The organism is Mycobacterium sp. 852002-30065_SCH5024008 (assembly GCF_001665645.1).
GTDB lineage: Bacteria > Actinomycetota > Actinomycetes > Mycobacteriales > Mycobacteriaceae > Mycobacterium > Mycobacterium paraffinicum.
Genome location: NZ_LZSZ01000168.1, coordinates 1 through 19,094, shown reverse-complemented (window position 1 = coordinate 19,094; position 19,094 = coordinate 1). Strand labels below are relative to the sequence as shown.

The 19,094-nt window shown below is 69.1% G+C and carries 21 protein-coding genes; 12 read left to right on the top strand and 9 right to left on the bottom strand.

The features are described 5' to 3' along the window. The first annotated feature begins 2 nt into the window (after window positions 1-2). The 6 genes from A5781_RS20240 (at window position 3) to A5781_RS20210 (ending at window position 4,173) form a co-directional block, all read left to right on the top strand. Entirely contained in the window at window positions 3-362 is a 360-nt protein-coding gene (locus A5781_RS20240) for a DUF2784 domain-containing protein (RefSeq protein WP_067210836.1), read from the top strand. Window positions 363-715: 353 nt separating this feature from the next. Continuing rightward, window positions 716-1,009 carry a lipopolysaccharide assembly LapA domain-containing protein gene (locus A5781_RS20230; RefSeq protein WP_067210689.1) on the top strand — a complete coding sequence of 98 codons (294 nt, stop codon included), beginning with the start codon at window positions 716-718 and terminating at the stop codon, window positions 1,007-1,009. Window positions 1,010-1,189: 180 nt separating this feature from the next. Continuing rightward, window positions 1,190-1,618, top strand: a complete 429-nt coding sequence (locus tag A5781_RS20225) for a hypothetical protein (protein WP_067210686.1) — start codon at window positions 1,190-1,192, stop codon at window positions 1,616-1,618. Continuing rightward, on the top strand, window positions 1,618-3,102 hold the full coding sequence (locus tag A5781_RS20220) for a DUF2867 domain-containing protein (RefSeq protein WP_067210683.1): 1,485 nt from the start codon (window positions 1,618-1,620) through the stop codon (window positions 3,100-3,102). Before A5781_RS20225 ends, A5781_RS20220 begins: the two co-directional genes overlap by 1 nt. A gap of 13 nt (window positions 3,103-3,115) precedes the next feature. Then, entirely contained in the window at window positions 3,116-3,331 is a 216-nt protein-coding gene (locus A5781_RS20215; RefSeq protein WP_067210672.1) for a DUF2945 domain-containing protein, read from the top strand. 257 nt (window positions 3,332-3,588) lie between these two features. Further along, a complete protein-coding gene (locus A5781_RS20210; RefSeq protein ID WP_067210669.1) occupies window positions 3,589-4,173 on the top strand; it encodes a MarR family winged helix-turn-helix transcriptional regulator in 585 nt (194 codons plus the stop codon). On the opposite strand, the gene A5781_RS20205 is transcribed toward A5781_RS20210, so the two are convergent. After that, window positions 4,170-5,420, bottom strand: coding sequence for a glycosyltransferase (locus A5781_RS20205; protein ID WP_067210666.1), 1,251 nt, complete (start codon window positions 5,418-5,420; stop codon window positions 4,170-4,172). The two genes, A5781_RS20210 and A5781_RS20205, sit on opposite strands and share 4 nt — an antisense overlap. An 11-nt stretch (window positions 5,421-5,431) precedes the next feature. Continuing rightward, the gene (fni, locus tag A5781_RS20200) at window positions 5,432-6,478 is read right to left on the bottom strand and encodes a type 2 isopentenyl-diphosphate Delta-isomerase (RefSeq protein WP_067210662.1); all 1,047 of its coding nucleotides are present in this window, start codon (window positions 6,476-6,478) and stop codon (window positions 5,432-5,434) included. A gap of 145 nt (window positions 6,479-6,623) precedes the next feature. Between fni and A5781_RS20195 the strand changes: the two genes are divergently transcribed. The 4 genes from A5781_RS20195 to A5781_RS20180 all read left to right on the top strand — a co-directional run bounded on the left by A5781_RS20195 (window position 6,624) and on the right by A5781_RS20180 (window position 11,222). Then, window positions 6,624-8,717 (top strand): MMPL family transporter, encoded by a 2,094-nt coding sequence (locus tag A5781_RS20195; RefSeq protein WP_067210659.1) that lies wholly within the window; start codon window positions 6,624-6,626, stop codon window positions 8,715-8,717. Further along, window positions 8,714-9,193, top strand: a complete 480-nt coding sequence (locus A5781_RS20190; protein ID WP_067210654.1) for a TspO/MBR family protein — start codon at window positions 8,714-8,716, stop codon at window positions 9,191-9,193. The genes A5781_RS20195 and A5781_RS20190 overlap by 4 nt, the downstream gene beginning before the upstream one ends. A 15-nt stretch (window positions 9,194-9,208) precedes the next feature. Then, on the top strand, window positions 9,209-10,537 hold the full coding sequence (locus tag A5781_RS20185) for a deoxyribodipyrimidine photo-lyase (RefSeq protein WP_067210651.1): 1,329 nt from the start codon (window positions 9,209-9,211) through the stop codon (window positions 10,535-10,537). Window positions 10,538-10,670: 133 nt separating this feature from the next. Next, window positions 10,671-11,222 (top strand): DUF4333 domain-containing protein, encoded by a 552-nt coding sequence (locus A5781_RS20180; RefSeq protein WP_067210648.1) that lies wholly within the window; start codon window positions 10,671-10,673, stop codon window positions 11,220-11,222. A 63-nt stretch (window positions 11,223-11,285) separates the two neighbouring features. On the opposite strand, the gene A5781_RS20175 is transcribed toward A5781_RS20180, so the two are convergent. After that, window positions 11,286-12,023 (bottom strand): acyltransferase, encoded by a 738-nt coding sequence (locus A5781_RS20175; protein ID WP_067210645.1) that lies wholly within the window; start codon window positions 12,021-12,023, stop codon window positions 11,286-11,288. A gap of 177 nt (window positions 12,024-12,200) precedes the next feature. On the opposite strand from A5781_RS20175, the gene A5781_RS20170 reads away from it, so the two are divergent. Both A5781_RS20170 and A5781_RS20165 read left to right on the top strand, forming a co-directional pair. Next, window positions 12,201-13,454 (top strand): PQQ-binding-like beta-propeller repeat protein, encoded by a 1,254-nt coding sequence (locus tag A5781_RS20170; protein ID WP_067210832.1) that lies wholly within the window; start codon window positions 12,201-12,203, stop codon window positions 13,452-13,454. Between the two features lie 18 nt (window positions 13,455-13,472). Then, window positions 13,473-13,862, top strand: a complete 390-nt coding sequence (locus tag A5781_RS20165) for a DUF6264 family protein (RefSeq protein ID WP_067210642.1) — start codon at window positions 13,473-13,475, stop codon at window positions 13,860-13,862. Window positions 13,863-13,865: 3 nt separating this feature from the next. On the opposite strand, the gene A5781_RS20160 is transcribed toward A5781_RS20165, so the two are convergent. From A5781_RS20160 to A5781_RS20135, 6 genes are all read right to left on the bottom strand, one after another. Beyond that, a complete protein-coding gene (locus A5781_RS20160; protein ID WP_067210638.1) occupies window positions 13,866-14,549 on the bottom strand; it encodes an esterase in 684 nt (227 codons plus the stop codon). Window positions 14,550-14,608: 59 nt separating this feature from the next. Beyond that, window positions 14,609-15,811 (bottom strand): class I SAM-dependent methyltransferase, encoded by a 1,203-nt coding sequence (locus tag A5781_RS20155; RefSeq protein WP_197503997.1) that lies wholly within the window; start codon window positions 15,809-15,811, stop codon window positions 14,609-14,611. After that, entirely contained in the window at window positions 15,808-16,812 is a 1,005-nt protein-coding gene (locus tag A5781_RS20150; RefSeq protein WP_067210634.1) for a class I SAM-dependent methyltransferase, read from the bottom strand. Before A5781_RS20150 ends, A5781_RS20155 begins: the two co-directional genes overlap by 4 nt. A gap of 10 nt (window positions 16,813-16,822) precedes the next feature. Beyond that, a complete protein-coding gene (locus A5781_RS20145) occupies window positions 16,823-17,587 on the bottom strand; it encodes an enoyl-CoA hydratase (protein WP_067210824.1) in 765 nt (254 codons plus the stop codon). After that, the gene (locus tag A5781_RS20140) at window positions 17,584-18,405 is read right to left on the bottom strand and encodes an NUDIX domain-containing protein (RefSeq protein ID WP_067210630.1); all 822 of its coding nucleotides are present in this window, start codon (window positions 18,403-18,405) and stop codon (window positions 17,584-17,586) included. Before A5781_RS20140 ends, A5781_RS20145 begins: the two co-directional genes overlap by 4 nt. After that, window positions 18,402-19,094 (bottom strand): ABC transporter ATP-binding protein (locus A5781_RS20135; protein ID WP_067210627.1); only part of this gene is annotated, 693 nt, incomplete at its 5' end. The genes A5781_RS20140 and A5781_RS20135, both read right to left, overlap by 4 nt.

The following is a 19,094-nucleotide window of genomic DNA, read 5'->3' as shown; positions in this document are numbered from 1 at the left end:
CGATGAGAAGAGGGTATGCCGCCGCGGTCGTGGTGACGGTCGGCGTGCACCTCGCCTACCTGGCCTACGTGCCGGCAGGCGGCTTCCTCGCGCTGCGCTGGCCGCGAACCATCGTGCTGCACCGGGCGGCCGTCGCCTGGGGTGCCGCCGTCGTCGCGCTCAGGCTGCCATGCCCGCTGACATCACTGGAGTCATGGGCCCGTCGCCGCGCCGACATGGATCCGTTGCCCAGCACGGGGTTCGTCGACCGTTATGTCGCAGGGCTTTTCGTTCCGTCCGGCCGCATCGGTGTCGCACAGGCATTCGCGTTCCTGTCGGCGGCCGTCTCCTGGAGGCTGTTCGCGAGACGCGTCAGCCGCTGAGGCCGGCCTGCGGCCGCGGCGCGCCGGCCCATGAAGGATCCGTGACGGGCGGCACCGCGTCGGGTTGACTCCGACGAGACTTGCGTTGCCACTTTCGTTGCCACAAAGCCCAAGTGAGCGCCGAAAGCAGAACGGCCGACACGATCAACGTCGGCCAGAGGGCCAACTGCGCAAGCCACAGGTCTCGTTGCAACCGCATCACCTTGCGCCGGCCGCGCCAGACATGCTGCGGTACCTCTTTCACAGTCATCGCAGGCCACATACCCCAGAACCGACGGATTAAACGGCGGGGCACGAGACGATCGCGAGGTTCCAGCGTGTTTGGCCCACTGCGTGAGGGGCTAGTCACCAGCATGAGCACTGAGCCGCACGTTCCCTCCGAGCCGTCATCCCGATCGTTCACCCGGCTGGCGGCCGCCTGGTGGGCGCTCGTCGTCGGCTTGGTGATCTTGATCATTCTGCTTATCTTCGTCGCGCAGAACACCGAATCCATAACCGTCCACTTCCTTGGCTTCCACTGGAACCTGCCGGTCGGGGTCGGCTACCTACTGGCGGCGGTTGCCGGTGCGACCACGACGGTGCTCGTCGGCGCCGCGCGGATGATCCAGCTGCGCAGGGCGACCAAGAAGCATCTCAAGGCGGTTTGATCCCTGGCGGGCCGGCGCCTAAACCCTTGCTCGGCAAGCCATCACGAGTGGACCACCATGGCGATGCCGGATTTATTCCAGTAGCTTAAATATTAAGTTAATTAAGCCATGGACGCCGGGTACGGGGATTCGGCCCCTATCCCAGGGGGAATGCCATAGCGACCGGTCGGGGAGGAAGCCATGGATCACGCAGACACGAGCGACGCCGTCGCCGAGGCGGTCGGCAAAGTCACCGAGGCTATGGAAACCGTCGAGCGCGCCCGGGGCCACCTGTACTCCTTCCACCAGCTGACCGGGCGGGCCGACCTGCAACTCGACGCCGCGGTCGCCCAGCTGTACGAGCTTGGCCACTCCGATCTGGCGCAACACATCAGCCGCGAACTGATCGGGCGCAACGTGTTACCCGGCCGGTGGACCTTTCAGGTCGTCGACGATTACGACGAGGGTTACTACCGGTGCTTCCGAGATGTCGAACGCCTGGTGCGTAGCCGGCTCACGGACGGTCGTCGCCACGCCTACGAAGCGCGGCTGAAGGAGCGCCGGCGCACGTCGGGGCATCCTGCCCACACCGCCACCCCCAACGACCAATCGGCTGAAGGAGCGAATTGATGCACTGCGTCGTGTTCGGGGCCACGGGATACCTGGGCACGCGGCTCATCCCCGAGCTGCTCGAGAACGGTCACACCGTGCGCGTGCTGGCCCGAGACCCCGCCAAGCTTGACGACGTCGCCTGGCGTGGCCAGGTGGACGTCGTTCAGGGTGACGTCATCGACGCCACCGCAGTGCGCCGGGCGCTGGAAGGCCAACAAGTCTTGTACTACCTGGTGCATTCGCTGATGCGCCCCGACTTCGTGGACTTCGACGAACGCGCGGCCCGCAATGTGGCCGAGTGCGCGGCCGAGGCGGGGTTGTCGCGGATCGTCTACGTCGGCGGCATCACGCCCGACGGGCAGAAGCTCTCCGATCATCTGGCCTCGCGCGCGCAGGTAGGGCGCCTGCTGAGAATTTCGGGCGTGCCCTCCGTCGAGTTGCGCGCGGCCGCCATCATCGGGGCGGGGTCGGCCAGCTTCGAGTTGCTGCGGTACCTCACCGAACGGCTTCCGCTCATCGTCGCACCGCGCTGGTTGCGTACGTGCGTCCAGCCCATCGCGGTGTGCGACGTGCTCTATTACCTGGTCCGCCCGGCGGAGCTGCCGGCGGAGGTGAACCGGCCATTCGACATCGGCGGGCCGGACCGCTTCGCCTACACCGAAATGATCCGCAAGTACGCCGTGATCGCGGGCCTGCCCAGGCGGCCCGCGGTGCCGGTGCCCTTATTGAGCCCCCGGCTGTCGGCGCCGTGGGTCGACTTGCTCACCCCCATTCCTCGCCAACTGGCCTTCTCGCTGATGGAGTCGCTGGAAAACGACGTGGTGTGCGCCAACCACGACATCGCCCGGTACATACCCGATCCCGACAGCGGACTGATGCACTACGAGGAGGCCGTCGAACTCGCCCTCGCGCACGTGCGCGAAAAAGATCTGCGCACCCGGTGGTCGCGCGCCGACATGAACGGTGCACCTTCCCAGCCGCTGCCCACCGATCCGCAGTGGGCCGGCGGATCGCTGTATGAGGATGTGCGTCAACGCAATAGCAGCACCGATCCCGAAACGCTATGGTGGGCCATCCAAACGGCCGTCGCCGAGCGCAACTGGTCGGCGTTTCCGTTGGAATGGCCCCTGCGCGGCTGGATCAACGGCGCGCTGGGCGCCGTCCGGTTTCTGCGCCGGCCGCTGGACGGGCAGCAGTTACATGAGGGCGAGGCCCTGGACTGGTGGCGGGTGGAGCGCATCGACACGCCGCGGCTGGTCCGGTTGCGCGCCGATATCCCGTTGCCGGGTCGGCTCTGGCTGGAGCTGTCCGCGCGCCCCGACGGCAATGGCGGCTCCCAGTACCGCCAGCGGGCGTTGTTTCAGCCGTATGGCCTTGCGGGGCAGCTTTTTTGGAACGCGTCGGCACCCTACCGCGACGTGGTGTTCGGCGGCATCGCCCGCGATGTCACCGCTACCGCGCGCGGTGGCGTAAGGCCCGCGGCGGCACCGTCGCACTGTTGAAAGGAGAAGCGACATGGGTGACAAGAAATTTCACGAGGGCGACAAGGTTGAGTGGCGGAGCCACGGCAGCACCGTCCGGGGAACGGTCGAGGGCGAAATCACCTCGGACACCGAGGCTGCCGGACGCACCGTGCGGGCCTCCGAAGACGAGCCGCAGTACAAGGTCCGCAGCGACAAGACGGGCGCGGATGCGGTGCACAAGCCCGGCGCGCTGCGCCCCCGGGGCTGAGGTCACCGATGGCCGACGATGACGAGGAGACCACCTGGGACCGCTTCCAGGGGACCCAACATGACCGCTCGCGAGCTGGAGAAGTGGCTTCGCTGATGAACTGGGGTCACGACCCGACCAAGTGCTGAACCCCCCGCTCGGCCGGTGTATTCACCGGCCAATCGGGTGTAAACGCGAGACACTTGGCGGGGTAGGCGGGCCGCGCGCGGCGGTCGCCGATACGCTGAGCGGCGAATCTTGCAGAAGGACACAGGTAAGTGACCAAGCGCGGCGCCGCTGATCGGCGACTAGACCGAGCCGAACTCGAGAAGTTGATGTCGGCCGACATGCGCGCACTCACAGCGCAATCGGACCGCATCGGACGGCACTTCGCCCGTCAGCACGATGTCGGCGGCACCGACTTGCACGCCTTGCTGCACATCATGGTCGCCGAAACCGCCGGGACGCCGCTGACGCCGGCGCAGTTGCGACAGCGGCTGGACGTGTCCCCCGCCGCGATCACCTACCTGGTCGACCGCATGATCGACTCCGGCCACCTGCGGCGCGAGCCCGATCCCGTCGACCGGCGCAAGACGCTGCTCCGCTACGAAGAGCCGGGCATGGCGTTGGCCCGCTCGTTCTTCACCCCCCTGGGCGCGGAACTGCGCGCGGCCCTTGCCGACCTGTCCGACCGTGATCTGGCCGCCGCGCACCGGGTTTTCGTGGCGATGATGGAGGCGATGTCCACCTTCGAATCGCAATTCGACGCGGCGACCCCCAAGCCGTCGGCTAGCGAAGCCAAACGCGCGCCGGCCAAGGGCCGGCGCCGGTCGGTGAGTAAGACCGGCGATCGCACGACCTAGCGCACCGGTCGCCGGGCCGCCGGGCCGAGCACGCGCTGCTCGATCAGGTCCGCCCCGCGCTGCACACCTCCGGTCGCGGCGAACCCGGCAGCCACGCGGCGCGCGCCGTCCGCCATGGTCATCGCCGCGCGTACCTTCGCCCTCAGCCGTGCCACCGTGAGGTGTTTGGCCGCCAGGCGGGTACCGCAGCGAGCGACCTCGACGCGCCGGGCGACTTCGGCCTGGTCCCGCGCGAACGGCACGACGCAGACGGGTACGCCGCGGTCGAGGGCTTTCAGCGTCGTTCCCATCCCCCCGTGCGTGATGGCGCAGCTGGCGCGCTCCAGCACCGCCCCGTGGGGGACGAAGCGGCATATGGTCGCGTTGGGTGGTCGCGGAAGATCGGGTGGTATGCCCGCGGGGAACGTCGCCACCACGTGGACGGGCTCATCGGCCAGCGCCCGCAGCGCGGTCCGCCCCAGGGCGGCGTCCGGCTGTCTGATCGAGGACGTGTTTACCAGCACCACCGGGCGCTCGATGGCGGCGACCCACTCCGGCGTGGCCCGCTGGGCGGGTTCGAATACACACGCGCCGATGTGGTGAACCAAACCGGCCCAGCCGGGATGCCGATACTCGAAGGGCTCGCCGCCGACGGCCAGCAGCAGCGGTGCGCGCCGCACGAAGTCGTCGACCGAGGCGACCGGCGGCACCCCCAGCCCGGTGCGAATGGCGTTGACTCGCGGCAGCATTGGCCGGTCGAACAGGTGCCGGACGATCGGTCGCACCGAGGCGTCCCGGAAGTCGCCGACAATGCCGGGAAGCGGTCGAAAGCCCGGACCGAAGGGCGGAACGCCACGGGACCGCAGGTACGGCGTGAAGGGCGAGAACACCAGCCATGGGATGCTTCCGGCATCCGCGGCCGACATCGCCCCCCAGCAGTTCGCGTCCACGATGATCGCATCCGGCCGGACCGCGTCCACCGCGCGCCGCAGGTCCTCGACTTCGAGCACCGCGCGCCGGCAGAGCACGTCGATGGTTAACTTCAACACTTCCAAGGCGTTTCGGGCCCGCCAATCCTCGCCGACGATCGCCTCGATGTCCGGGGCGACGGGGTCGGCGTGCACGCCGACCCCGCGCATCGTCGCGACGCCGGCCGCCATGGTGCGGGCGTGAACCTCGTGACCGCGGGCGGCGAGCTCGGCGAGCAGCGCCCCGACCGGCAGCAGGTGCCCGAGGGCCGGCGACCCGTAGGCCAGTATCACCGCCATGTCACACGCCGCTACGAGACTGGCGTGAGCTCGACGGCGCGCAACCCGGAAAGGCTTGCGACTCCGCAGCCATGCAGGCAGACGCGAAGCTCGTCGATGAACGGCTGCAGCCAATCGACAACGGCCGCAGCGGAATCGATCGCGGCGGGCAGCAGCGGCCGAGCCACCGCCACGACGTCGGCGCCCAGCGCGATCGCCTTGGCCGCGTCCATACCCGTGCGGATACCGCCCGAAGCCACCAGCGGGATCTCCGGCAGCACCTCCCGCACCTCCACGATCGCCGTGGCGGTCGGGATGCCCCAATCCGCCAGGTGCGGGTACCGCAGCTCGCCGTAGCGGACGAACTGCTCGACCCGCGACCATGACGTGCCGCCGGCGCCCGCGACGTCTATCCCGGAAACCGGCAAGTCCCCTTCGGCCCCAACGAGTTCCGCGGCCGCCACGCCGCCGATCCCGTGACCGACCTCCTTGAGCAGGACGGGGCAATCTATTGCGTCGGCCACATCCCGCAGCCTGGCCAACGACCCCGAGAAGTCCGTGTCACCGTTGCTCTGCATCGCTTCCTGCAACGGATTGGTGTGCACCGCAAGCGCATCGGCGCCTACCCGATCGAGAGCCTTCGCGAGCTCGGGCACGGCGGCCTCGGTCAGCTGGGCCAGGCCGATGTTGCCGAACAGCAAGACATCCGGGGCCACATCACGAACGGTGAAGCTGGCCGCCGCCCGCTCACCGAGCGCGCTGTCGAGCATTATCCGCTGCGAGCCGAGCATCATCCCGACGCCAAGCTGTTGAGCGGCGACGGCCAAATTCCGGTTGATGGTGCCCGACAACTCGGCGCCGCCGGTCATCGCTCCGATCAGAATCGGCGACCGCAGGTTCGCACCGAAGAATTTGGTGGACAGGTCGATGTCGCCGAGGCTGGTCTGGGTCAGCGCGTTGTAGGGCAACTGGTAGCGCTCCAGCCCCGTACTGAGCTGCTCGTAGTTGACCTGCTCACCGAGGCACACGTCGATGTGCCGCCGTTTGCGAGTGGTCAGCGGCCCGCGGTCGGCCGTCACAGCGGGCACCCCGGCGCGACGAACCCCCGGCCCCTCACATCCATAATGTTCATAGTGCCCCTTGTTGCGTGCCGTCGGCGCCCGAATGCGTGACGATGCGTAATTTCAGTTGATTAATGTTTAATATACTGAAAGACTTTGATCCGTGGTGTGGGATGGCTTGGCCGCAGCCCTGACGGGACGGCGCTCGTGGCTGTTCGCGCTGGGTGCGGTGCTACTCGGCATCGGTTTCATGGTGGTCGTCGGCGCAAACGCGGCGGCGGGCCAGGCGCCGTTGTCCGTGCCGACGACGTCCGATTCGGCCAGGGTCGACGCCATGGCCCGCCAGTTTCCCGGCGGGGACCACGTTCCGTTGATCATGGTCATCAGCCGCACCGACGGCGCCGCGCTCGCCCCCGCCGACATCACCGCCGCACAGGCGGCCCGCGACCGCATGCAGGCCGCCATACGGCCGGACGGTGCCGCCGTGCCGGCGCAGGTGTCGGCCGACGGCAAGGCGACCATCGGGGTGGTGCCCGTCAGCGCCGATCTGTCGGGCCTCACCCTGAGCGACGCGGTCGCCAACCTGCGCAAAACCGCTTCCACCGGCCTGCCGGCGGAGCTGCAGGCCCACGTCACGGGCGGCCCGGCGTTCGGCGCCGACATCGCCGGCGCATTCACCAATGCCAACATCACCCTGCTCGCGGTGACGGCCTCGGTGGTGGCACTGCTGCTGATCGTCACCTATCGCTCCCCGGTGCTATGGCTGCTGCCCCTGGTGGTGGTCGGGTTCGCCGACCGGGTCGCCGCGGCGCTGGGTACGGCCGTGGCGTCGCTGACCGGGCTGAGCTTCGACGGCGCCACCTCCGGAATTACCAGCGTCCTGGTCTTCGGCGCGGGCACCAACTACGCGCTGCTGTTGATTTCGCGCTATCGGCAGGAGCTTCCGCACGCAAGCGAACATCGAGACGCCTTGCGCCGCGCGGTGCGGATGGCCGGCCCCGCGATCGTCGCCAGCAATGCCACCGTGGTGCTGGCGTTGCTCACCTTGCTGTTCGCCTCGACGCCGAGCACACGCAGCCTGGGCGCGCTGGGGGCGTGCGGACTCGTGATCGCCGCGGTGTCGGCCCTGGTGATACTGCCACCGCTGCTGGGACTGTGCGGTCGTCGATTGTTCTGGCCCTTCATTCCCCGCCCCGAGGACAACCCGACCACGGACTCCGGTGCCTGGCATCGCGTCGGGGAGTGGGTGAACCGGCGTCCGGCGCTGGTCGCGGTCGTCGCGATCGCCGGTCTGGCGGCCCTTGCCACCGGCCTAATGGGCACGCGCATCGGTTTGTCGCAGACCGAGCAGTTCCGGGTGCACGCGGATTCGGTGGCCGGTTACGACATTGTGGCCGCGCATTTTCCGGCCGGCCTGGCCAACCCCACGCTCGTCGTCGCCCCCACCGACCCGCGGGTGCCGCAGGCCATCAAGGCGACCCCCGGCGTGATCTCGGCGACCGATTCCGGCCACTCGGCGTCCGGGCTGACCAAGTGGTCGGTGGTGATCGACGCGCCGCCATCATCCGATCGGGCGTTCGATACCGTTGCCGCGCTGCGTGATACGACCAAGTCCGCCAACCCGGCGGCGCTGGTGGGCGGAGCGGATGCGCAGGCACTCGATGTTCGCAACGCGGCCACCCACGACCGGCATCTGCTGATCCCGGCGATTCTTGCGGTCATCCTCGTCGTGCTCTATGTCCTGCTGCGCTCCGCACTTGCGCCGCCCACGCTGCTCGCGGCGACGATCCTCGGGGCGCTGGCCGCGCTCGGCCTGGGCGGATGGGCCAGCAGCCACGTTTTCGGCTTTCCGGCGCTGGACAACAGCACGCCGCTGTTCGCCTTCCTGTTCCTGGCCGCCCTCGGGGTGGACTACACCATCTTTCTGGTCACCCGCGCGCGCGAGGAGTCCGCGCGGCGCGGCGCGCGTGCCGGGATGGTCGCGGCGGTGTCGGCCACCGGCGGCGTCATCACCAGCGCGGGAATCGTGTTGGCCGCCGTCTTCTGCGTGCTCGGCGTGCTGCCGCTGATCGTGCTGACCCAGCTGGGAATCATCGTCGGCCTGGGCATCCTGCTGGACACCTTCGTGGTCCGCACACTGGTCATCCCCGCGCTGTTCGCCATCATCGGTGACCGTATCTGGTGGCCCACCGCACCGAAACCCGCCAAAGCCGTTGCAGCGCAAGTCGAATATCAACACGAACGGAGCACGCCGTGAACAAGTCAACTCTGGCCGCGACAAGCCTCGCCGTCGCCGTCGCCGGCGGATCCGGAAGCATCGCGAGCGCCAAGGCCGTTTCCAGCTGGTACGCGCGGCTGCGCAAGCCGCCGTACCAGCCCCCCAACGCCGCCTTCCCGGTGGCGTGGACCACCCTTTACGGCGACATCGCGGTTACGTCCGCCGTGGCCATCGACCGGTTTCGCGCGGCGGGACAACACAACAAGGCACGCGGCTACGCCGCGGCGCTCGGGCTCAATCTTGTTCTCAACGCCGCATGGAGCTGGCTCTTCTTCCGTTTCCACAAACTCGGCGCGTCCGCGGTCGGTGCCGCCGCCCTGACGGCCAGCAGCGTCGACCTCGCGCGTCGGACCGCGCAAGCCGACCCGCGGGCCGGACTGGCCCTGTCGGCGTACCCGCTGTGGTGTTCCTTCGCGACCGTCCTGGCGACCCATGTATGGCGGTTGAACCGCTGAGGAAACCATCGGATCATGTCGACCCTCTTATGGTTTCGCCGCGACCTGCGGCTGGGTGACCATCCGGCGCTGAATGCCGCGGCCGACGACGGCGAAGTGCTCGCCTGTTTCGTGCTCGATCCGAAGCTCGAGGCTTCCTCCGGCCGGCGCCGCCTCCAGTTCCTGGGTGACTCGCTGCGACAGCTGCGTGACGACCTGGATGGCCGGCTACTGGTGGCCCGTGGGCGGCCCGACAAGGTGATCCCGCGCATCGCCGGGGAGATCGGCGCGTCGGCCGTGCACATCTCCGAGGATTTCGCGCCGTACGGCAAGCGCCGTGACGAAAAGGTTTGTGCCGCATTGGATTCCGTTCCCCTGGTGGCCACCGGATCGCCGTACCTGGTCTCGCCGGGCCGGGTCACCAAGAAGGACGGCACCCCCTACCAGGTGTTCACCCCGTTTCTGCGCCAGTGGCGCGAGTCCGGCTGGCGGGCACCGGCGAAATCGAGCGCCGGCTCCGCGCGCTGGCTCGATCCGGCGGAGCTGCCGTTCGAGCAAGCCGAAATCCCGGATCCCGGCGCCGAACTCGACATCGCTGCCGGCGAGGCCGCGGCCCGCAAACAGTGGAAGTCGTTCGTGGACAACGGGTTGCAACGCTACGCCGAGGAACGTAATCGGCCCGATATGCACGGCACCAGCCGGATGTCGGCGTACCTGAAGTTCGGCAGCGTCCATCCCCGCACCATGGTCGCCGATCTCGACCTCCGTCACGACGGGGCCCAGGCTTATGTGCGCGAGTTGGCGTTCCGCGACTTCTACGCCGATGTGCTGCATCACCGGCCGGCCAGCGCCTGGCGCAATTGGAACAGCCAGTTCGACGGCATCCGTACCGACACGGGTTCCGACGCGAAACGCCGCTTCGAGTCCTGGAAGGCCGGCGAAACCGGCTTCCCGATGGTCGACGCCGGGATGCGTCAACTGCGCGAGACCGGCTTCATGCACAACCGGGTGCGGATGATCGTCGCATCGTTTCTGGTCAAAGACCTGCACCTGCCCTGGCAGTGGGGCGCCGAGTGGTTCCTGGATCAGCTGGTCGACGGGGATATGGCAAACAACCAGCATGGGTGGCAGTGGTGCGCGGGCTGCGGTACCGATGCCGCGCCGTACTTTCGGGTGTTCAACCCGACCACCCAGGGCGAGAAGTTCGACCCGTCCGGGGAGTACATCCGGCGGTGGGTGTCGGAGCTCCGATCGGCCGACGACGCACACCTGCGCAAGGGCGACCGGCCGGCCGACTACCCGGCGCCGATAGTCGACCACGGCGCCGAGCGCGCCGAAGCGCTGCGGCGCTACCAGAGCATCTGAGCCACGGGCCTGCCCCGGCTCGCTCAGCAACGAATTGTCGCCTGCGTGAATGTTTGCTCAATCGCCTACCCCGAGCTAGTTGGCATGCAATTATCAGCCGATTCACAGTTGTCAAGCCGCCCGGGAGGCACCAATGACGCACTTCATCGTTCGGACGTTGCTGGTCTCCGGTGCCGCCGCGGGGTTGCTGGCCGGCGTCAGCGCCTGCTCGTGTTCCGTGGGCTCGTCGCACACGGTCAGCAAGAGCGATGTGGCCGGCCAGATCACCTCGAAGCTCACCGACGCCGCGGGCAACAAGCCCGATTCGGTGACCTGCCCGAACGATCTGCCGGCAAAGGTTGGGGCGCAACTCAATTGCGAGATGAAGGTCAAGGACCAGACGTTCAATGTCAACGTGACCGTGACGAGCGTGAACGGCAATGACGTCAAGTTCGACATGGCCGAGACGGTCGACAAGAACCAGGTCGCCAGCATCATCAGCAACAAGCTGACCCAACAGGTGGGCAGGCGACCGGACGCGGTGACCTGCCCCGACAACTTGAAGGGCGTCCAGGGCGCGACGCTACGGTGCCAACTCGTCGACGGCAACGACAAATACGGCATAGCGGTGACCGTCACCAACGTCGACGCCGGCGACGTCAACTTCGATTTCAAGGTCGACGACCACGCTGAGCCGGCTGCCTAGCGGTGATCGCGAGCGCGGCGAAGCCGGGCGCTGCGGGTCACCGCCGGCTGCCTAGCCAACTTTCTAGCGCGCAGCCTTCTTGCGCTCGATGTCGGCCAGCGCCGCGGCCAGTTCCGCGCGCTGGGCGGCCGAGCTCTCCCAGGCGAGCTGGCGGTTCTTGACCACCTTGGCCGGCGCGCCGACCGCGATCGAGTAGTCGGGGATGACACCGCGGACCACGGCGTGTGACCCCAGCACGCAGCCGCGCCCGATGGCCGTGCCGCGCAGCACCGTCGCCTTCACCCCCACCCAGGTGTCGGGCCCGATCCGCACCGGCGACTTCACGATGCCCTGGTCCTTGATCGGCAGGTTGATGTTGTCCATGCGGTGGTCGAAGTCGCAGACGTAGCACCAGTCGGCCATCAGGACCGAATCGCCGAGCTCGATGTCGAGGTAGGCGTTGATGACGTTGTCGCGGCCCAGCACCACCTTGTCGCCGAACCGCAGCGAGCCCTCGTGGGCACGGATCGTGTTCTTGTCGCCGATGTGCACCCAGCGACCGATCTCCAGCTGCGCGAGTTCGGGCGTCGCGTGGATCTCCACGTCCTTGCCCAGGAAAACCATCCCCCGGGTGATGATGTGCGGGTTGGCGAGCTTGAACTTCAGCAGCCGCCAATAGCGCACCAGGTACCAGGGTGTGTAGGCGCGGTTGCGCAACACCCATTTCAGCGACGCCAGCGTGAGGAACTTGGCCTGGCGCGGGTCCCGCAGGTTCGATCCACGCCAGCGGCGATGGACCGGCGCGCCCCACATGCTCGTCATGGCCGGACAGCCTAGCGATCAACCGCGCCGAGATCTCCACGGGTTACCCTCACCTGTACTCGATCGCTGCCCATGCCGACGTCCGCGGAAAGGATCTGGGGAATCCAAGTGCGTGCCCGACATCTGCTGCGTGGGCTTCGGCGTTGGTCATCCGCGCTGCTGGCCGCCGCGATCACGATGGGGCTCGGCGGCTGCGCCAACACCGACTCGTGGGTGGAGGCGTCAGCGTCGGCCGGTTGGCCCGCGCAATACGGCGACGCTGCCAACAGCAGCTACACCGGCACCAACGGCGCCACCAAGCTGGCGCTGGGGTGGACGCGCTCCGTCAAGGGGAGCTTGGCCGCGGGCCCGGCGCTGAGCGCGCGCGGCTACCTGGCCCTCAACGCGCAGACGCCGGCCGGATGTTCGCTGATGGAGTGGGAGAACGACCACAACGGCCGGCAGCGCTGGTGCGTGCGGCTGTTCCAGGGCGGCGGCTTTGGGGGCCCGCTCTTCGACGGGTTCGACAACCTCTACGTCGGCCAGCCCGGCGCGTTCCTCTCCTTCCCAGTGACGCAGTGGACGCGGTGGCGGCAGCCGGTGATCGGAATGCCCGCGACGCCGCGGTTTCTGGGACACGGGCAGCTGCTCGTGGCGACGCACCTGGGTCAGGTGCTGGTCTTCGAGGCGCACCGCGGCGCGGTGGTCGGCAGCCCGATGGATCTGGTCGACGGCGTCGATCCAACCGACGCGACGCGCGGGCTGGCCGATTGCGCGCCGGCGCGGCAGGGATGCCCGGTGGCCGCCGCACCCGCTTTTTCGGCGGCCAGCCAGATGGCGGTGCTCGGCGTCTGGCAGCCGGGCGCCCCGGGCGCGGGGCTGGTCGGGCTGAAGTATCACCCAGGGCAGACCCCGCTGCTGTCCCGGGAGTGGACCAGCGACGCCGTCGGGGACGGTGTCATCGCCAGCCCGGTGCTGTCCGCCGACGGGTCGACCGTCTACGTCAACGGCCGCGACCAACGACTGTGGGCCGTGCACGCCGCCGACGGGAAAGTGAAATGGTCGGCGCCGCTGGGGTTCCTGGCACAGACGCCGCCCGCGGTCACGCCCGACGGCCTCATCGTGGCGGGTGCCGGGCCCGACACCCGGCTGGTGGCATTCAAGGACGCGGGCGATCACGCCGATCAGGCGTGGCGCCGCGACGACGTCGTCCCGCTGTCGTCGTCGAGCCTGGCCGGCGCCGGCGTCGGGTACACGGTCGTCAGCGCCCCGGCCGCAAACGGCGCGCCCGGTATGTCGCTGCTGGCCTTCGATCCGGGTAATGGCCACACGCAGGGCAGTTATCCGCTTCCGGCAGCCACCGGCTATCCGGTGGGGGTCGCGGTCGGCACCGATCGCCGCGTGGTGGCCGCGACCAGCGATGGCCAGGTGTACGGTTTCGCACCGGCATGACCGGGCCATACTGAGCCCATGGCCACCGATGACGGCGAGATGCAGGGCGCTGTCGCCGCCTACTCCGGAAAAAGCGAGCGCAACCTGGCGGTGGACCGCACCGCGACCATTGCGCTGCTCGCCGTCCACGCTTTCCTGGTCGCCGTCACAATCGGCGTGTTGAGCCTGTTCGTCATGGGCACCGACCCATGCGGCTCCCAGAAGTGCGGCGACCCGGCATGGATCGATCGCGCCATGTTCCTCGGTCTCGGCGGCGGCGCCGTCGTCTTCGTCATCGCCCTGGTGGTCGCCATCCGCCGCCTCACCCGGCGCCGCACCGCGTTCTTCGTTCCACTGCTCGGTTGCCTCGCGCAGGTGGCGCTGGCCGTCGGCGCCGCGGCGATGGAGACACTGGCCGGGCCGGTCTAGCTGTCAGAGCGCCAGCGGCGGGACGGCGTTGCGGGGCACCTCGGCTTGGACCGGCCCGGCAAACGCCGGCAGCATCTCACCGGGCGCGAAGTAGAAGATCAGCTGGTCGTCGGTGATGGCAAAGTTCTGATAGTGCGTCGGATCGTGACCGGTCGAGGGGAAAATGGTTGCGCCCAAAGGGGTTTGGCGTGCCAGGTCGCGCTGCACGACCGGGAAGATGCTGTCCAGCGGCGTGGTACCCGGCGCAAACAGGTTGTCGAAGGTGATGGGCTGCTTCTTCCCCAGGTTGTAGTTGAACGCCTTGTACCAGATGGAGGGGTGCGACCCGCCGAGGTCCTGGAAGAGCTTGAGCACCACGCTGCGGGTGTTGTGCGGCGGCTGACCGGAGCTGCGTTGCTCGGTGGTCGCCTCCAATTGGTAGGGCTGATCGCGCGACCCGGAACTCTGCGCGACGTTGACGAAACCGTCCCGGTTTTGCGTGATGTAGTCGGTCAGCGCCTGCTCGTCGGGATAGTCGGCGGGAAACACCATGTTGAGCATGTAGGTGGGGCCGGTGGCGCGCACGCGGCACATCTGGCCGTCCTCCATGGCGCCGCCGAGGCTGGCGCACGACGGTGGGGCGGCGGCGGCCGGCCAACCTAACAGGGCCGCCGATGCGAGCACCACGGCCGCTATCAGATAACGCATCCTTCTATTGTCCTTGCAGATTAGGCGGGGCTGGCGCCTCCAAGAGCGATCCCACCAGCCTACCGCGAGGGCCTGCATACGAACGCCGTCGCGCGACCGGCGGCCCCCGACCCGATGCGCGTGATGACCACGGACAGCGGCCGGCTACCGCGCAGCCGCATCCGTCGCCGCAGCGCGTCGGGGTCGACCCGTACTCCGCGAACCAGGACCTCCAGCGTCCCGCAGTCCAGCGCTGACAACGCCTGGCGGAGCCGTCGCTCGTCGAACGCCAGCCGCTCGAGCACCTCGAAGCCGCGGACCGCCGCCGGCAGTGAGTCCCCCGACAGGTAGGCGATGTCGGGGTCGAGTTGCCACAGCCCGTGCCGCGCCGCGTAATGGCGAACCAGCCCCGCCCGGACCACCGCACCGTCGGGATCGACTATCCATCGCCCGGCCGGCCGCACCGGGCAGTCGTCCGGGTCGGTGTCGGTGATCTGCTCGCCGCGATCGAGGACGCTGGCCCGCCGGCGAACACCGCCCTGCCCCAGTCCGCGCGACCACAGGCACGCCTCCCGCACCGCGCCGCGATAGGACGTCACCTCGATCTCGCCATCGAAGCCGAGTCGGCTCACTTCGTCGAAGTCTATTCCGGGAGCGCACTTTACGACGAGATCACGATCCTGATAGGTGTCGATCAAGGCACCGAGGCCCGGCCGGTAGTCATCGACGCGGAAGCGGCGGCGCCCGCCGCCACGTCGCGCCGGGTCCACGAGCACCGCGGCGTCGCGGGTCACCGGCACCAGCGCATCGGCGCGGCAGAGATCGGCCGCCCCGCCCAGGTTGTGCCGGGCCATCGCCAGCCGCACCGCATCGATGTCGCTGCCCACCGCCCGGACCCCGACCCGGCGCAGCGCGGCCAACTCGGTGCCGATCGAACAGGTCGCGTCGTGCACGACGACTCCCGCTTCGGCGAGCCGCCTGGCGCGGTGCAAAGCCACCGGCGCCGCGGTGGCCTGCTGCAGCGCCTCATCGGTGAAAAGCCATTCTGACACCGGGATTTCGGAGCCCAGCCCGCTCAACTTCTCGGCGGCGCGCCGGCGCAGCAACGTCGTCTCCACCAACACCGCCGCCCGGTCGCCGAACCGGGCGCGCACCGCGGCGACATCGGTCACCCGGGTGGCGTCGGTCAGCTTGAGCTCGGCGACCTCCGCCAGCGCCGCGGCGCCCGATTCCGACCGCAGATAACGGACGTCCCCGGCGCCGAACGTGAGGCCGTCACTCAGGAGGGCTTGACCCCGGTGATCATCACGTTGTAGAACCAGCCCTTCGGCGCCAGGTGGCGCATGACGTTGGCGTCGAGCCAACTCAGTGTCTTCCAGCTGGTGAACGCGAACCTCGCCCAGCCCCAGCCGAGCCGCCCGGGCGGCACCGCGCATTCGAACGTGCGCAGGGGCCAGCCCAGCATCGCGGCGGTGAATTCCACGGTGGCCGTTTGAACTTCGGCCGCACCGGCGTCGACGGCGAGCCGCTCCAGGTCGCCCGGGGTGAAGGTGTGTAGGTCGACGAGGGCCTCCAACGCCGCGGCGCGGGAGGATTCGTCGAGTTCGGCCTGCGGTCGCCGCCAGCCGTCCAGACCGGGCAGCTTGGTGACGTTGGTGGCGACGCGCCAGGTCAGGGTCGACAACGTGCGGGCGTAGGTGTCGCCGACGGTGGTCGGCTCGCCGGCGAACACGAACCGGCCGCCCGGCCGCAGCACCCGGACGACCTCCCGCAGCGCCAGCTCGACGTCGGGGATGTGGTGGAGCACGGCGTGCCCGACTACCAGGTCGAAGGTGTTGTCGTCGTACGGAATGCCCTCGGCGTCGGCGACCCGGCCGTCGATGTCCAGCCCCAGCGACTGCCCGTTTCGGGTGGCGACCTTGACCATCCCGGGCGACAGGTCGGTGACCGATCCGCGGCGGGCGACCCCGGACTGGATCAGGTTGAGCAGGAAAAACCCGGTGCCACAGCCTAATTCGAGGGCCCGATCGTAGGGGAGCTCGCGTTGCGCCTCGTCGGGCACGATGGCGTCGAAGCAGTCCCGCGCGTAGTTCACGCAGCGCTGGTCGTAAGAGATCGACCACTTCTCGTCGTAGGACTCCGCTTCCCAGTCGTGGTAGAGGACCTGGGCCAGCTTGCTGTCATGCCGGGCGGCTTCCACTTGCTCGGCTGTGGCATGGGGCGTCGGAGCCGCTTCAGCGGCGACATCCTTCCCGGGAACGGCATCGGTCGAACTCGTCGTCATGCAGGGCAGCCTAACGGGCGCCGGATTCGGAGTCGTCTTCACCGCTGCCACCAGCGGCGAACACGTCGACGTAGCGGCGCCGCTCGGCGGCGGCCCGGTCGGCCGGACTCAGCTCGAACACGTCGTTGATGCCGGCCTTCGCGGCGGCCAACGCGTGCCGCGGGCCGTCGAGGAAGCGGCGCGCCCAGCCCGCGGCGGCGTCGTACACGTCGTCGGGGGCCACCATCTCGTCGATCAGGCCCAGCTCCAGCGCCTCCTCGGCGTCGAAAAACCGGCCGCTGAACACCAGTTCCTTCGCCTTGCTCGCCCCGGCCGCGCGGGTCAGCCGGGCCATGCCGTCACCGCCGGGGATGAGGCCGGCCAGGACCTCCGTCGCGCCGAACTTCACGTTGTCACCGCTGACGCGCCAATCGGCGGCCAGGGCCAGCGTCAGCCCGGCACCCAGCGCGTATCCGGTGATCGCGGCAACGGTCGGCTTCGGGATCCGCGCGACGGCGTCGATGGCCTGCTGCCGCGCCCGGGCCGCCGTCTCGGCCTCCGGTCCGGTCAGCGTCCGCAGTTCGGGCATGTCGTCGCCGGCCGAGAAAATCTCGTGGCCGCCGAACAGGATGACTGCTGCCACGTCGTCGCGCTCCCCCAGCTCGGCGGCCGCGGAGACGATCTCCCGGTAGAGCTGGCGGGTCATCGCGTTCGTCGGCGGTCGCGACAGCAACAGCATGGCCAGCCCGGCGTCTCGTGAGCCGTCGCTGACCACGGTGCTGACGAACTCGCTCAATGCCGCCACCCCATCCCGCCGGCTTCGCGTGCTTGGTGGTAGCGGTCCGAGTCGAAGAACTCGAAGACCCAGTTGTCGCCCTGGATCTCCAGGTGCGGCTGCACCGTGACGATCTGCCGTTCGACGGCCAGCACTTCCGCGACGGTCCGCCCCGCCAGCGAATCCAGCTGGGTCCACGTCGGCGGCAGCAGAAAACAGCGGCCGGCGGAGAAGTCGCCGATGGCGGCCTGCGGCGTGGTCCAGCCGGCGCGGTCGGATTCGGTGTTCTCGCCATCGGCCCGCTGCCCGTGCGGCAGGGCGCCCACAAAGAAGTAGGTGTCATAGCGCCGGGTGCGCTCGGCTTCGGGGGTGACCCAGTTGGCCCACGGCCGGAGCAGGTCGGAGCGCAGCTCGAGGTTCTCCCGGCGCAGGAAATCCGCGAACGACAACGTGCCGTCGGCGAGCGCGCGGCGGGCGTCGGCGTACACCGAGGCGTCGCCGACGATACCGTCCGGGTCGCCCGCGGGCCCCGCGAACAGCACCCCGGATTCCTCGAAGGTCTCCCGGGCTGCCGCGCAGACCAGCGCCTCGGCCAGGTCGGGCTCGATGCCGAACCGCTGCGCCCACCACTGTGGCGGCGGGCCGGCCCACGCGATGTCGGCGTTGCGGTCGCGGTCATCGACGCCGCCGCCGGGGAACACCATCGTGCCGGCCGCGAATTCCATCTTGGCGTGCCGGCGCATCAGGAAGACGGCGATCCCGCCCGGGTCGTCGCGGACCAGCATCACGGTCGCCGCGGGGCGCGGCACCAGTGGGGTCTCTTCGTTTGGTGACGTCATAGCTGCCTCCGGTGGGCTGCGCGGGTGCGGACGCGGCGGGCGAAATAGCGCCCGTCGACGACGTCGAGGGCGATCGACTGGCCGAACGCGGTGGACAGGTTCTCTGAGGTCAGGACGTCGGTCAGCAACCCCGCGGCGACCACCTTTCCTTCGGACAGCAGCATGCAGTGACTGAAGCCGGGCGGGATCTCCTCGACGTGGTGGGTGACCAGCACCAGCGCGGGCGCGTCGGGGTCGGCCGCGAGGTCGGCCAGCCGCGCCACCAACTCCTCGCGCCCACCCAGGTCCAAGCCGGCGGCCGGTTCGTCGAGCAGCAGCAGCTCCGGATCGGTCATCAAAGCGCGGGCAATCAACACCCGCTTGCGCTCGCCTTCCGACAGCGTTCCGTAGCTCCGGTCCGCGAGGTGCTCGGCGCCCAGGCTCTCCAGCATGTCGATGGCCCGGCGGTAGTCGACGTCCTCGTAGCGCTCCCGCCAGCGGCCCAGCACCGCGTAACCGGCCGAGACCACCAGGTCGCGCACCACCTCGTCGGTGGGCACCCGCTGCGCCAGGGCCGACGAACTCAGACCGATCCGGGAGCGCAACTCCGACACGTCGACCCGGCCCAGCCGCTCGCCGAGCACGAAGGCCGCGCCCGACGAGGGGTGCTCGGCGGCCGCGGCAATCCGCAGCAGCGACGTCTTGCCGGC

Excerpts from the sequence above, each read along its gene's own strand:
- A5781_RS20215 (WP_067210672.1), top strand. The coding sequence starts at position 3,116 with ATGGGTGACAAGAAATTTCACGAGGGCGACAAGGTTGAGTGGCGGAGC.
- A5781_RS20220 (WP_067210683.1), top strand. The coding sequence starts at position 1,618 with ATGCACTGCGTCGTGTTCGGGGCCACGGGATACCTGGGCACGCGGCTC.
- A5781_RS20240 (WP_067210836.1), top strand. The coding sequence starts at position 3 with ATGAGAAGAGGGTATGCCGCCGCGGTCGTGGTGACGGTCGGCGTGCAC.
- A5781_RS20150 (WP_067210634.1), bottom strand. The coding sequence starts at position 16,812 with ATGACGACGAGTTCGACCGATGCCGTTCCCGGGAAGGATGTCGCCGCT.
- A5781_RS20160 (WP_067210638.1), bottom strand. The coding sequence starts at position 14,549 with ATGCGTTATCTGATAGCGGCCGTGGTGCTCGCATCGGCGGCCCTGTTA.
- A5781_RS20170 (WP_067210832.1), top strand. The coding sequence starts at position 12,201 with ATGGGGCTCGGCGGCTGCGCCAACACCGACTCGTGGGTGGAGGCGTCA.
- A5781_RS20165 (WP_067210642.1), top strand. The coding sequence starts at position 13,473 with ATGGCCACCGATGACGGCGAGATGCAGGGCGCTGTCGCCGCCTACTCC.
- A5781_RS20140 (WP_067210630.1), bottom strand. The coding sequence starts at position 18,405 with ATGACGTCACCAAACGAAGAGACCCCACTGGTGCCGCGCCCCGCGGCG.
- A5781_RS20185 (WP_067210651.1), top strand. The coding sequence starts at position 9,209 with ATGTCGACCCTCTTATGGTTTCGCCGCGACCTGCGGCTGGGTGACCAT.
- A5781_RS20175 (WP_067210645.1), bottom strand. The coding sequence starts at position 12,023 with ATGACGAGCATGTGGGGCGCGCCGGTCCATCGCCGCTGGCGTGGATCG.
- A5781_RS20225 (WP_067210686.1), top strand. The coding sequence starts at position 1,190 with ATGGATCACGCAGACACGAGCGACGCCGTCGCCGAGGCGGTCGGCAAA.
- A5781_RS20205 (WP_067210666.1), bottom strand. The coding sequence starts at position 5,420 with ATGGCGGTGATACTGGCCTACGGGTCGCCGGCCCTCGGGCACCTGCTG.
- A5781_RS20230 (WP_067210689.1), top strand. The coding sequence starts at position 716 with ATGAGCACTGAGCCGCACGTTCCCTCCGAGCCGTCATCCCGATCGTTC.
- A5781_RS20180 (WP_067210648.1), top strand. The coding sequence starts at position 10,671 with ATGACGCACTTCATCGTTCGGACGTTGCTGGTCTCCGGTGCCGCCGCG.